The 13,668-nt window shown below is 63.2% G+C and carries 9 protein-coding genes; 2 read left to right on the top strand and 7 right to left on the bottom strand.

All coding sequences use genetic code 11. From position 1 onward, the window contains the following. Nucleotides 1–297 precede the first annotated feature (297 nt). The 3 genes from IAE33_RS20905 to IAE33_RS20915 all read right to left on the bottom strand — a co-directional run bounded on the left by IAE33_RS20905 (nt 298) and on the right by IAE33_RS20915 (nt 6,355). A complete protein-coding gene (locus IAE33_RS20905) occupies nt 298–2,709 on the bottom strand; it encodes a glucose/quinate/shikimate family membrane-bound PQQ-dependent dehydrogenase (protein WP_201164914.1) in 2,412 nt (803 codons plus the stop codon). 28 nt (nt 2,710–2,737) lie between these two features. Further along, nucleotides 2,738–4,072: a carbohydrate porin gene (locus tag IAE33_RS20910; protein WP_201164915.1), complete on the bottom strand. Its 1,335-nt coding sequence runs from the start codon at nt 4,070–4,072 to the stop codon at nt 2,738–2,740. Nucleotides 4,073–4,303: 231 nt separating this feature from the next. Next, nucleotides 4,304–6,355 (bottom strand): TonB-dependent receptor, encoded by a 2,052-nt coding sequence (locus tag IAE33_RS20915; protein ID WP_201164916.1) that lies wholly within the window; start codon nt 6,353–6,355, stop codon nt 4,304–4,306. Nucleotides 6,356–6,517: 162 nt separating this feature from the next. Between IAE33_RS20915 and IAE33_RS20920 the strand changes: the two genes are divergently transcribed. Beyond that, a complete protein-coding gene (locus IAE33_RS20920) occupies nt 6,518–6,739 on the top strand; it encodes a VF530 family DNA-binding protein (RefSeq protein ID WP_003252112.1) in 222 nt (73 codons plus the stop codon). A gap of 1 nt (nt 6,740) precedes the next feature. Continuing rightward, nucleotides 6,741–7,361 (top strand): Pr6Pr family membrane protein, encoded by a 621-nt coding sequence (locus tag IAE33_RS20925; RefSeq protein WP_201164917.1) that lies wholly within the window; start codon nt 6,741–6,743, stop codon nt 7,359–7,361. 14 nt (nt 7,362–7,375) lie between these two features. On the opposite strand, the gene IAE33_RS20930 is transcribed toward IAE33_RS20925, so the two are convergent. The 4 genes from IAE33_RS20930 to IAE33_RS20945 all read right to left on the bottom strand — a co-directional run bounded on the left by IAE33_RS20930 (nt 7,376) and on the right by IAE33_RS20945 (nt 13,640). Then, the gene (locus IAE33_RS20930) at nt 7,376–8,137 is read right to left on the bottom strand and encodes a siderophore-interacting protein (RefSeq protein WP_201164918.1); all 762 of its coding nucleotides are present in this window, start codon (nt 8,135–8,137) and stop codon (nt 7,376–7,378) included. After that, a complete protein-coding gene (locus tag IAE33_RS20935; protein WP_201164919.1) occupies nt 8,130–8,672 on the bottom strand; it encodes a PadR family transcriptional regulator in 543 nt (180 codons plus the stop codon). Before IAE33_RS20935 ends, IAE33_RS20930 begins: the two co-directional genes overlap by 8 nt. A gap of 82 nt (nt 8,673–8,754) precedes the next feature. Then, nucleotides 8,755–11,901: a transglycosylase domain-containing protein gene (locus IAE33_RS20940; RefSeq protein ID WP_201164920.1), complete on the bottom strand. Its 3,147-nt coding sequence runs from the start codon at nt 11,899–11,901 to the stop codon at nt 8,755–8,757. Nucleotides 11,902–12,020: 119 nt separating this feature from the next. Further along, nucleotides 12,021–13,640, bottom strand: a complete 1,620-nt coding sequence (locus IAE33_RS20945) for an FMN-binding glutamate synthase family protein (protein WP_201164921.1) — start codon at nt 13,638–13,640, stop codon at nt 12,021–12,023. Nucleotides 13,641–13,668: the final 28 nt, after the last annotated feature.

The raw sequence follows: 13,668 nt of genomic DNA on the forward strand, positions 1-13,668 counted from the left end.
TCCTTCGTTCGGCCTCCTGAAGTCGCGAAGATCAAGATCAAAGTCAAGATCAAGATCTACAGCAACAGCAACAGCGAACTTGAAGATATCCATGCACTGACTGGAAGAACTTGGATGCTACTGCCCTAAGCGCGCGATAGTTCAAGCAACACAGATTGCGTCTTCAGGGGACCGGATGATGGGAGCGGGCGGCGTTGGTTACTTGGGCCAAGACCCAAGTAACCCGCCGTCAGGGCGGAAAGGTGACTAAGCGCCACCCGCGCAAAAGAATGTTTGCGCGGGATAAGCGCCATCCAATCAGTTTGGAAGCTTGTAAGCGATGATGTAGTCACCCATCTTGGTACCCAGCGACCCATGGCCACCCGCAGTCACCAACACATACTGCTTGCCGTCCTTGCCCGTGTAGGTCATCGGCGTTGCCTGACCACCCGCTGGCAGCCGCGCCTTCCACAGCTCCTTGCCGTTGTTCACGTCATAGGCACGCAGGTACTGGTCCAACGTACCGCTGAGGAAGCCAACGCCACCGGCAGTTACGATGGAACCGCCCATGCTCGGTACGCCAACCGGCAGGCCGATCGGCACAGGGGTGCTGTCACGGGTAGTGCCGTTCTTGTGTTTCCAGACCACCTTGTTGGTGAACAGGTCAATGGCTGCCACATAGCCCCAGGCTGGCGCCTGGCACGGTACACCCAGCGGCGAAAGGAACGGGTGCATGGTCACGGCGTAGGGGGCGCCGGCGTTAGGCTGCACGCCGCTGGTTTCGCTTTCGCGCTTGCTGCCCTCGGCCACGTGCTCGCGTGGAATCATCTTCGACACGAACGCCATGTAGTTAGGCGTGGTGAACAGCAGTTGACGTACCGGGTCGACCGACACGCTGCCCCAGTTGAACACACCCACGTTGCCCGGGTAGACCAGGGTGCCCTGCTCGGACGGCGGCGTGTACTGGCCTTCGTAGCGCAGCTCGCGGAACTGGATGCGGCACAGCATCTGGTCGAACGGCGTGGCGCCCCACATGGCCTGCTCGGTCAGCTCAGGGCCCAGCAGGTTCAGGTCCGAACGGGCCTGTGTGGGCGAGGTGTGGTCGCCCTTCACTGCACCTTGCGGGGTCGGGATCTCACGGATCGGCACAATCGGCGTGCCGTCGCGACGGTCCAGCACGTACAGGCTGCCCTGTTTGGTCGGCACAATGATCGCGGGCTTCACGCCGTCGTCAGTCTTCAGCTGAACCAGGGTGGGCTGGCTGCCGACGTCCATGTCCCACAGGTCGTGGTGGGTGAACTGGTAGTTCCAACGCGCCTTGCCGGTGGCGAGGTCCAGGGCGACTACACCGGCGCTGTACTTCTCGGCACCCGGGGTACGGTCCGCACCCCACTGGTCCGGGGTCTGGTTGCCCAGCGGCAGGTAGATCATGCCCAGGTCTTCGTCGACGCTGGCGATCGACCACATGTTGGCCGAGTTGCGGCTGTAGGTCTTGCCCGGTGCCAGTGGCTTGGTGTCGTCCGGGTTGTTGCTGTCCCAGTTCCAGACCAAGTGGCCGTCGTGTACGTCGTAGGCGCGGATCACGCCCGATGGCTCGTCGACCGACTCGTTGTCGGTAACGTGGCCGCCGATGATGACCAGGTCACGGGTAATGGCTGCCGGCGAGGTGGAGTAGTAACCCCCCGCGGTGAACGGCCCGATGCCTTTGGTCAGGTCGATGGTGCCCTGGTTGGCGAAGCCTTCGCACACCTTGCCGTTGTCGGCGTTGATGGCGATCAGGCGGGCATCGGCGGTGGGCAGGTACAGCCGGCGCGGGCAAGCCTGAGCCACGGCCTGGCCGGCGTCGGTGATCTTCGGCGCGGGGCTGCCGTCACGGCTTACGTAGCGGTTTTCGTCGTAGTACGAAACACCGCGGCACGTCATGTGGGCGAAGCCCTTGAAGGTGCCGACCGGGCTTTTGACCTGCGGGTCGAAGCGCCAGATTTCTGCGCCGGTGTCCGGGGCCAGCGCCAGCAGGCGGCTGTGGGCGGTGCAGGCATAGAGCATGCCGTTGACCTTCAACGGGGTGTTCTGGTTGGTCAGTTCCACCGGGTCGTTGTCGGTGGGCAGGTCACCCGTGCGAATGCGCCAGGCCTCTTCCAGGCGGTAGGCGTTTTGCGCGGTGATCTGGCGCAGCGGGGAGTACCGGTCGCCGTGCTCGGTGCGCCCATACGCCTGCCACTCGCCATCGGGCATGGCAGGGGCATCGCTGGCCATTTCACTGCTGTCGCGGCCCAGTTCGCCAAACACTTCACCTGGGTGGGTGAACTGGCTGGCCACGGCGCAGGCGCCCGAGGCGATCACGGCAACGCTCAGCAGCGCTGTGTTGGCTTTGCTGGCCGGGCCGATCAGCGGGCGGCGGGCCCAAGGCAGCAGCAGCACCAGGCCGATGGCGAACCACAGCGCCAGGCGCGGCACCAGTTGCCACCAGTCCAGGCCCACTTCCAGCAGCGCCCATACCGTGCTGCCCAGCAGAACCAGGCCATACAGGCCAAGACCGATACGGCGTTGGGCCAACAGCAGAATGCCCGACAGGGCGAAGCCGACACCGGCAATGAGGTAATACAGCGAACCGCCCACCTGGCTCAGCTTGATGCCGCCGGCCAGCAGCGCCAGCCCCATCAGTAGCAGCAAGACGCCGATCAGGCGGGGTAGCCAGCGGCTTCCACTCTTGGCACCTTCAGTGCTCATCGTATGTTCTCCGTTGAATGAATTAGGGTTAGAACGTGCTCTGGATCTTCAGGCCGCCGACCACCGCATCGTCCACCTGGGACACCCCGCCCGGGTGGCGGATGTACTGCAGGTTGGGGCGTACGGTGAGCCAGTCGGCCAGGTGAATGCCGTAATACAGTTCGGCGCTGTATTCAGTGTCTTGTACCGGGAGGAAACCCGGGTTGGCGTAGTCGTCCACGCCTGCGGCCAGGTTGGCCAGGCGGGCATTCTTGCGGTAGGCGGGGTTGACGTGCACGCGGGCCAGGGCGAAGCCGATGTCGTCCTTGGCGCGGGCGTCGAACGGCCCTTTGAATACCAGCCCTGCTTGCACGTAGTTATCGATGGCATTGGTTTTCTTGTCATGCACCGTGGCGTTGGCGAACAGGCTCAGGCCACGGGACTGGTCGCTGGCCAGGGCAGTGACCTGCTGCTGGGCGCCGAGCCAGAACCCGTGTTTGCTTGAGCTGCTGCGGTAGGCGGCCCCACTGAGTGCTGCCGGCCTGCCGTTGTCGTCCTTGTAAACATCCTGTGTATTGGCATTACTGTAGTAGTAGCCAGCGCGATATTCCCCTTTCAAGCCTTGGATACGCGGGCTCCATACCAGTTCGATCGGCATCACGGCGCCTTGGGTGCCGCTGCCGCTGAGCTTGAAACCATTGCCGGATTCGAGGTTGGAAGGGTTTTGTTCGTACACGCCCACCTGGGCGAACAGGGCATCGCCGAGGTTGTAGCGCACACGCAGAGCCCATTGGCTGACCGGCCAGTTGTACCAGATGCCCCCCACCCAGTTACCCACTTGCGAGCCGCAGAACGCCAGGTTCTGGAAGTCGCACGGGAAGCTGTTGAAGTCTTCGCCCTCGCCAAAGCGGCCGAATTTCACATCCAGTGCGCCGTCGAAGTACTTCTGCCGCAGCCACAACTGCGTGAGGCGCCAGGTTTCCCCACGTCCCCAGACTTCCTGGGCCGACGTGAAGCCACCGACGCGGGGGTCGTTGATGCGGTCATTGCTGATGTTGTCACCGTGGCGCTCGGTGACGGTGAGCTGGAATTCGGCGTCTTTCCAGCCCAGCACCTTGTCCAGGTCCAGGTGGCTACCAAAGGTGAACTGGTCGCTGTAGCGCGCGGTGCGGTCGTGGTCATAGCCGCCGTGCAGGTTGCTGCCCATCTCGCCGGTGTAGCCGAAGGTAAAGTCGTAGCCTTTCTCCAGCAGGGCGCTGCGGGTACCGCCCCAGTCGCCGAACATCCAGGGCGAGTCGCTGGCGAACATATCGCCGGCACAGGCTGGGGATACCGATGCAGCCAAGGCAAGGGCGATGAAGCAGGGTTTTGGCAGTTGAAGCATGGGATAGCGCTGTCTTCTGATTATTGAAAATACGGCAAGCGCATCGATGGCGGTGATCCATCAATGGAAATGGCGTCAGGAAGGTTGGGTGAAGCGATTCAGCTTGCGGCGGGGAGGATATAGAGGAAGCGATCAGAAAAAAAGACAAATTGTCGCAGTGCATTGTTGCCTGCTGGGTAATAGTGGCGTGAGCGGGGCTGCAGGGCAGCCCCTTCTACACTGTCAGTACCGTCAGAACGTGGTCCGTAACCCCACCTCCACACTGCGCCCCGGCGCCGGTGCGATGTCGCGCAGGATCGAACTGGCGTAGCGCACCGTCTGGTCGGTGAGGTTCTCGCCACGCACGAAAGCCAGCCACTGGCTGTGGCCGATATCAAAGCGGTAGCCCACGCTGGCGCCCAAGGTGGTGTAGCCATCGGTGCTGGTTTCGTTGGCCGGTTTACGGTGCTGCGAAGCGGCATGTTGCACGTCCACCCGCGCCTGCCAACGGTCCAGTTCCCACACCAGCCCGCTGTTCAGGCGCAGCGGCGCAATGCGCGGCAATGGCTGACCGCTGTCGAGGTTCTTGGCCCGGGTGTAGTCCCCCGACAGTTCCAGGGCAAAGCTGCCGTAGCGGTTCTGCGCCAGTTGCCAGCGGTCCTGGGCCTCGATGCCGTAGAAGCGCGCGCGTACGCCCTGGTACTCGTACTCCGGGAAGCCGCCGTGGTCATGCTCATGGTCGTGATCGTGGTCATCCTCGCCGTGATCATGGTCATGCCCCTCGCGCAGGTTGCCTGTGCCAATCAGGCCGATGTAGTTGCGAAAATGGCTGTAGAACACGCCCACGCTGCCCTTGTGCGTGCCGTTGTCGAAGCGCAGCGCCAGGTCGGCTGAAATGGCCTTTTCCTTGTTCAGGCTGGCGTCGCCCACTTCATAGGCGCCGGTGGCAACGTGAGCGCCATTGGCGTAAAGCTCGTAGAAGGTCGGTGCCCGTTCGGTGTAGCCGAGGTTGGCCGCCAGCGACCAGATCGGGTCCAGCTGGTACACGGCACCGGAAGACAGGCTGAACGCATTGAAGCTGCTGGCGCTGTCGGCGTCGGTGAAGTTCTCGTTCCCCTTGGCATCCGGGTCCACCCGGGTGTGTTCCAGGCGTGCACCCACACTCAGGTCCAGGCGTTCGGTGGCTTGCCATTGTTCCAGCAAGAACACCGCCAGGCTGTCGGTGTTGGTGTGCGGGACGAAGGCTTCCTCACCCAGTGCCGAAAATTCGTTGCGGCTGACTTGCGCCCCGACCACACCTTCTACCGGGCCCAATGGCTGATGACGGGCTTCGATACGGGCTTCGTAGCCCTTGTTCTTGAACGTGGTGTGCACTTCACCTTCTTCGATTTCGCGGTGCTGGTAGTCGGTGTAGCCGGCATCGACCTTGACCGAGCTGAACGGGCCTTCCAGGTCGCGCACTTCTGAGGCGAAAGCGTAGTGATCCTGCTGCATGTCCAGGCGCACGCCGGGTTCTGCAACCGACCCGTAGTTGCTGTCATAGCGGCTGTAGGACAGCCCGGCGTAACCGTGGTCCCAGTGGTAGGCACCGCCGAGTGCGCCGCCGTCCTGGCGGCCGTCGCTGTTTTCCAGGCGGTGCTTGCTGCCGGGGTCGTCGGCATCGCGCACCTTGGCGCTGCGGGCGTAACCCGGAATGCGCAGGTCGTTGAACTGGCGGCTGTTGGCATCGATGTGCAGGGCGAAAGCACCGTTACCGGCCTCCAGCTTGCCGGCGCTGCTGCGGGTGGTGTCGGCACCGCCATAGCGCAACTCACCCGCCCCCTGGATACCGTCGATGGGGCTGTCCGGGATCCGGTTGTCGAAGGTGTTCACCACGCCGCCGATGGCGTTGCCGCCATACAGCAGTGCAGCAGGGCCGCGGACGATTTCGATGCGATCGACCGTGACCGGGTCCAGCGGCACGGCATGGTCGTAGGATAGGGAAGAGGCGTCCAGGGCACCCACGCCGTTGCGCAGAATACGGATGCGGTCGCCATCCAGGCCACGGATGACCGGGCGGCTGGCACCTGGCCCGAACCAGGTCGAGGCAACCCCGGGTTGCTTGTTGAGGGTTTCGCCCAGGCTGCCATGCTGCTGCTGCAGCAGGTCGTCGCCTTCGAGCACGGTGCTGGGCGCCGCGAGCTGGCGCTTGCCCAACGGGTTGGCAGTAATGACCTGGGGGGCGAGTTCCACGGCCTGGCTAGGTGACGCGGCTAACCAGAGCGCGACGGCGAGAGGGGAGAGGCGGAGCGGTGAGTACAACATGGGAAAAGAGCGTTCCTTGGCAGAAAGATTGTATTGTTACTATATAACATACGTATTTCAGCACAGAGATTTTGCCTCTGGCCAGTCTTTTTCTGCCTCTACTTGCGGCACACCCCACCCTGGGGTGGTGTAAGGTGCGCATCTTTGTACCGGAGCACTGGCATGAGCACGGCCCAACACAACGCGCTGCACGGCAAGACCCTTGAACAGATCCTCACCGAGCTGGTGGCCCACTACCAATGGCAAGGCCTGGCCGAGCGCATCGACGTGCGCTGCTTCAAGAGCAACCCCACGATCAAGTCCAGCCTGACCTTTTTGCGCAAAACCCCCTGGGCTCGGGAAAAGGTCGAGCAGTTGTACGTGAAACTGCAGCGGCAAGCTTGAGGTGCCTCGCCGTGCCTGGTTGACCGGCATCGCGCTGCTCGGGTGGTTCGGCCTGGCCGTGCAGGTGTACCTGGTGTTGTGGGGGCGCTGGCAGGCGCAGGCCAGCCTCATCGGCGGGCTGATCAACGTGTTCGGGTATTTCACGGTGCTCACCAACCTGCTGGTGGCCACGGTGCTCAGCTATGCGGCATTTGGCCGTGAGGGGGCAGGCAAGCGGTTTTTCCTGTCACCGGTGGTGGCATCGGCAGTGGCGGTCAGCATCCTGCTGGTGGCCCTGGCCTACAGCATGTTGCTGCGCCACCTCTGGCAGCCAGAAGGCTGGCAGTGGCTGGCGGATGAGCTGCTGCACGACGTGATGCCCGCGCTGTACACCCTGTACTGGTGGTTCGAGGTGCCCAAAGGCACCTTGCGCGTGAGGCATCTGGCCGCCTGGGCGGTGTACCCGGCCGTGTACTTTGCCTACGCGCTGTGGCGGGGGGGGGAGATCGGGGCTTACGCCTACCCCTTCATCGATGTAGCCAGCCTTGGCTACGGCCAGGTGCTGGTCAACGCTCTTGGCGTGTTGGCGGGGTTCTGGGCGATTGGCCTGGTGCTGCTGGCGCTGGACCGGTGGCGCCAGTGAAACGCTCGGGCGCGTCAGGCATCGTCCGCAGTGCCGTCGGCGCGCCAGTAGGCAGCCGCTTTGAGCGCATCGTCGGGCACGCCTTTTTCCAGTAATGCCGCCTTTACCTGACGGGTGAGGGCCTTTTCCAGCGCGACCCACGCATATACACGGCCCTCGGGCAGCGGCATGTGTTGCACCCGTGCAAGCACGTCGTCCTGCCCGCGAATCAGCCACTGCACGTCTACCTGGGCTGGGCTGGGCAATGGCTGCTGCTCATGGATGTCTTCTACCTGGACGACGGCGACCACGCGACGCCCTGCAGGCAGGCCTTCGAGGCGACGGCCGATGGCAGGCAGGGCGGTTTCGTCGCCAATCAGCAGGTAGCTGTCGAACATATCCGGCACCACCAGCGAGGCACGCGGCCCCGCGATATCCAGGTGCTGCCCTGGTGTCGCCTGGGCTGCCCAGGTGGAGGCCGGGCCATCGCCGTGCAGCACGAAGTCGATGTCCAGCTCGTTGGCCTCCAGGTCGATGCGCCGGGGGGTGTATTCGCGCATGGTTGGCCGGGCGCCGCCATCACGGGCCATTTCGCGGGCTTCCAGCGCCTGCTGCTGTTCGGGTGTTTCGGCAAACAGCAGCTTGATGTGGTCGTCGCTGCCCAGGCTGGTGAACCCCTGCAGTTCTTCACCGCCCAGGGTGATGCGGCGCATCCGCGGGGTGAGGTCGGTCACCCGCAGGACCTGCAGGCGGCGTTGGCGGATTTCGTGGTTGACGCGGTGGATGGAATCACTCATCTGAGGTCTCCCTGGCAAAGTCGGTGGGCCCGCTGGCGATGGCCTTGGCGGTGTGGTTGAGCAGGTCGCGGACACGTTCGATTTCATCGGGCGTCCAACGGCCATGGTGCATGTGCAGGGCATGGCGCAGGTTGCTGACCGCCTCGTGGATTTCGGGCGGTCGGTCATGCCCGCGCAGGGCGCGCTTGCTTACCTCGATGCGCATGCGCACCCCTTCCAGTGCCACGGCCTGCTCGACGAGTGCGTTGCGGCCGGCATCGGTGATCACATACAGGCGTTTACTGCCCTGGGTCTGGCCACTGATCAGCTCGGCTTCCTCGAGGAAGTTCAGGGTGGGGTAGATCACCCCGGGGCTGGGCGTGTAGCTGGCGTCGAACAGCTTTTCGATCTGGCGGATCAGGTCGTAGCCGTGGCCAGGCTGGTCAGCCAGTAGCGCCAGTAACAGTAGCCTCAGGTCGCCGGGTGCGAACACCCGAGGGCCGCGTTCGCCACGGCCGGGTCGTCGGTCGAAAGGATCATGGGCAGGTTCGCGCATGGTCGGGGCTCCCTGTGAGATATATCTTAAGATAGTACTCAAGATAGATCACAGGCAAACCCTGAATGCTGATGATTATCATCTATTGAATCGATGATTGAGCGTTGGCGGGTAGATTGGCTGCCAGTTCAGGCGGCTTGCACTCATTGGGGTTACCCGGCTGCAGATAGGGCATGAGGATGGGCGCCATGCCCTTCAATACCTGAACCGGTAGCGCCGAGGTGAACTTGAAGGCCTCTGCCGATCGCCCCGGTACGAACGCCGTCAGGGTGCCGAAGTGGTTGTCCCCGAGGAAGAACACGAACGTGGCAGTGCGGTTCAGCGAGCGGGAGCCGATCAGGCGGCCGCCGGCACCAAAGCTTTCGATGCGGTTGTCGCCGGTGCCGGTCTTGCCACCCATCACGAGTGGCGTACCGTCCTGCAGCTTGAAGCTGCCCGAGATGCGCCGTGCAGTCCCTGCATCCACTACCTGCGACATGGCACCCTTGAGTGCCCGCGCCACTTCCACGGGCAAAATCCGAACCCCACGGTCTGGGTCGCTCAGCAGCTTGGTTTCATAGGGCGTGTTGGCGGCAAAATGCAGCGTATCGATGCGCAGCGTCGGCAGGCGCACGCCGTCGTTCTGGATGATGCCGACCAGTTCGGACAGCGCCGCAGGCCGGTCACCCGAGCTGCCAATGGCCGTAGCCAGGGACGGTACCAGGTGGTCGAATGGGTAACCCACGCGCTTCCAGCGCTGGTGAATGTCGGTGAAGGCTTCGATTTCGACCATGGTTCTGATGCGGCTGTCGCGGGCGCCCTGGTGGCGGCTCTTGAACAGCCAGCCGTACACTTCCTGGCGCTCGAACCGGCTGGCGTTCAGCATCTCGCTCAAGGTCGAACCCGGGTTCTTCAGCAGGTAGCCCAGCAGCCACAAGTCCAGGGGGTGCACCTTGGCGATATAGCCCTGGTCAGGCAGGTCGTACTTGCCAGGCCCGTAGCTGTCGTACATCTCGGCCAGCCGGCCGTCGGTAAGTTTGCCGAGGGCTGCCTTGTCGCCCTTCAGGTGGGCCCGTACAAATGCATTGAAGGTTTGCTGGCCGGCTTCGGGGAACAGGTAGCGGTGTACGGCCGCCAGCCGCTGTGGCGTCACGCGCATGCTGTCGAGGAAGGTGTCCAGGCGTTGCTGGGAGGTTTTGCGCTGGTATTTCTTCCAGAAGCGCATCAGGTAGTTGCTGCCTTCCTTGTCGGCAAAGCGGGCCAGGTATTCCTGGCGGCGCGGGTCGGCATCGTCCTTGAGCAACGGCACCCGGTTGAACGGTTGCTGGTAGGTCACATAGCGCACCACGTCGCGCATCAGGCGGATGAACGGCAAGTTGATCGATTCGCGCAGGGCGTCCTTGAGCGTAGGGATCCGGCCGTTGTCTTCCTTGCGGAAGTTGTTGAACACATGCATGCCGCCACCGGTAAAGAAAGCTTCACCGGTACTGGCGGAGTACTTGCGCTCCAGCGCGGCATCGAGCATGGCATCCAGGCTCTGGTTTTTGCTGTTTTGTGCCAGCCAGCCCAGCGACCACCGGCTGATGCTGTCCAGCTCGGCAACGTCCACCTTGTTAAGCGCTGCCACCGGCTTGCCGGCGTACTTGTCATGCAGCTCGGCGATGATCTCCAGATAGGTGGTGAGCACCCGCAACTTGGCGGTGGAACCCAACTCCAGCTTGCTGCCCTCATTGATGTCGAAGGGCTGGTTGGTGCTGTCGGTCTGCACCCGCACCCGTGAACCGTCGGCGGTGCGTTCGAACAGGGTGAAGCTGTAGCTGACCTGGTCGGTGGTCTTTGCGGTGAGCAATCGTTCGCCGATCAGGCCGATCTGCCCGGCGAAGACGGGGTCGGCGAGGTTTTTCAGGTATTGGCTCACCTGGATCTGCAAATCGGCCTGCAAGGTGCTGGTGGCCGACAGGTCCAGGCGGTCAAGGTCGTAGAGCGGGCGGTTGAGCATGGCTGCCAGGCGGTTACGGGCCAGGCTGATGCCCTTGTTGGTGACGATCGGCACGATGGTGGGTTGCGCCACCCAGTCCCGGTAAACCGCCTTGCTGGCCAGTGCCGCGTCGGCAAGCGGTTGCTCGATGACGTGGTTGGCTGCCAGTACGCGCACATGGGCATCGGTCAGGTCAGCCAGCTCATTGCGGCCTTTGGACAGGTAGTGGGACGGGCGCCGCTGGGCGATCATCAGCGACAGCACCTGGCGCAGGGCCAGGCCACGGGCGGCCAGGCTTTGCGGGTCGGTGGTGGTGGCCGTAAGGGCCTGGTTCACCTGATCGAAATCGGCGCCGTACCACACCCGCAGGCCCTCGGCCATGCCATGCACCTCACCGTGGCCGGGCACTGCGGACAGGGGCACGCTGTTGAGGTAGTCGCGCACGATACGCTGGCGCGCCTCGGTAGTGTCTGGCCCACCTTGGTAGGCGCGTACGCTGGCCGAGATCATCTGGCGGATTTTTTCCGCGCCGGACACCGTCAGCCCGTCAGGCGAATGGCGGTACTTTTCCAGCTGGGTGGCCAGGGTACTGCCGCCGGCCGACTGGCCAGGCAGGGCGAGGTAACGGGCGATCTGGCTGTAGGCCGCCTTGGCGAACCGTGGCCAGTCCACCGCCGGGTTGTTGCGTGGGTCCTGGGTGTCGAGCAGGTCGCGGTTTTCGATAAACAGCAGGCTGTTGACCATTACCGGTGGAATCGCCGCGAAATCCGGGTACAGGTGTTGGGGGTACTTGTACTCGTAGAGGGTATCGCCCCGGCAGTCGGTGATGGACAACCCGGCCTGGACCTTCTCGATGTACGGGGCGAACAAGCCGTGGTCAACGTAGTTGACCAGTGCCGGCGAGAACCTCACCTGTTCGCTGATCAGGTAGTCACGCTTGAGCAACCGCGGCAGGAACTCGCCCAGGGCGCTGTAGCCCAGGCGCTTGTCGAATGGCCCTTCACCTGGGTAAACGATGGCATCGCTGGGGCCCGGCTGCAGCGAGTAGGTGAGGGTGCTGGCCAGTTTGGAAAACTCGCGTGACTGCCATTCGGAGGTACGGAATTCCACATAGGCGGCGTAGCCGACGGCACCCGCCGCTACCAGCAGGATCAGGATGATCAACCGCCACCACAGCCGGCGCTGACGGGGGGATTTGGGGTGTGGCGTCTCGGCAGGAGGTTGTTCGGGTGCTTCCGTTGTGCTTGGATCCGTTTGCCACAGTGCGCCCATAATCTTCTATCCGGCCAGGTATTTACGTCTTGCTTGACTCAAGCTTAGACGTTGAGCGGGTCATGTGAAAAAAATGTCGATTCGACCTGTACAGCACCGCACCGCACAGGTCAGGGCATTCAGGCCGCCGCTTCGCTGTGAGGTTCGAAACTGTCGGCCCGGGCCAGCTGCCACATGCGCGAATAGAATTCGCCGTCGACGTCGCCAGTCAGCAACTGGCCTGGCTTAAGGAAGACATGCATCTGCGAGAACAGTTTGATTTCAGTGGCCGAGATGCGCCGTACCAGGTGCTTGGCCTCCAACTGAGCCGGGTGCTCCAGGCCTGCTGCGGCCAGCATCTCGGCCAGGGCGCGCAGGGTATTGCTGTGGAAGTTGAACACGCGTTGCGCCTTGTCGGGCACCACCAGTGCACGCTGGCGCAGGGCGTCCTGGGTGGCGACGCCGGTGGGGCACTTGTTGGTGTGGCAGCTCTGCGACTGAATGCAGCCGATGGCAAACATGAAGCCGCGTGCGGCATTGGCCCAGTCGGCGCCGATGGCCAGTACGCTGGCGATGTCGAATGCGCTGACGATCTTGCCGCTGGCGCCAAGCTTGATCTTGTACCGCAGGTTCAGGCCTACCAATGTGTTGTGCACGAACAGCAACCCTTCGCGCAGCGGCACACCGATGTGATCGGTGAACTCCACGGGCGCTGCACCCGTGCCACCTTCCTTGCCGTCCACCACGATGAAGTCGGGGAGAATGCCGGTTTCCAGCATGGCTTTGGCGATGCCCATGAATTCCCACGGGTGCCCCAGGCACAGCTTGAACCCCACCGGCTTGCCGCCTGACAGCTCACGCAGTTGGGCAACGAACTGCATCATTTCGATGGGCGTGGAAAACGCACTGTGGCGCGACGGCGAGATGCAGTCCTCACCCAGGGGTACGCCACGGGTTTCGGCGATTTCCTGGGTAACCTTGTGCTTGGGCAAAATACCGCCGTGGCCGGGTTTGGCACCTTGGCTCATCTTGATTTCGATCATGCGCACCTGCGGGCTGCTGGCCTGGGTGGCAAACCGTTGCGGGTCGAAGCGCCCGTCCGGGGTGCGGCAACCGAAGTAGCCACTGCCCAGTTCCCATACCAGGTCGCCACCGTGTTCGCGGTGGTAGGGGCTGATGCTGCCTTCGCCGGTGTCGTGGTGGAAGTTGCCCAGTTTGGCGCCCTGGTTCAGGGCGCGGATGGCATTGGCGCTGAGCGAGCCGAAGCTCATGGCCGAAATGTTGAAAATGGACGCTGAATAGGGCTGGGTGCACTGGGGGCCGCCGATGTCGATGCGAAAGCTCGCCGGGTCAGCCAGGGGGGCGGGGCGCATGGAATGGCCGATGAACTCGAAGCCCGATGCGTACACGTCGATCAGCGTGCCGAACGGTTTGTCCGACGCTTCGTTCTTCGCACGCGAATACACCAGCGACCGCTGTGCGCGGGAAAACGGCAGGGCGTCGCTGTCGGCTTCCAGCAGGTACTGGCGGATCTCCGGGCGTATGCCTTCCACCAGGTAACGGATGTTGCCCAGGATCGGATAGTTGCGGCGCACCGCATGACGCTTCTGCAGCAGGTCGAACAGCCCGATCAGGCTGAGCACCGCCGTGGTGAGTGTGAAGGGCCACAACCATTCGTGGTGAATGAATGGCAGGCTGGCCAGGGTGAACAGTACGCAGGCGGCAAACACGGCATAGCGGCTGAGAAGTGACAGGCTCATACAGGGTCCTTGTGATGGCGCGGTCAGG

The sequence above is a fragment of the Pseudomonas sp. S60 genome (assembly GCF_016647865.1).
GTDB classification, from domain to species: domain Bacteria; phylum Pseudomonadota; class Gammaproteobacteria; order Pseudomonadales; family Pseudomonadaceae; genus Aquipseudomonas; species Aquipseudomonas parafulva.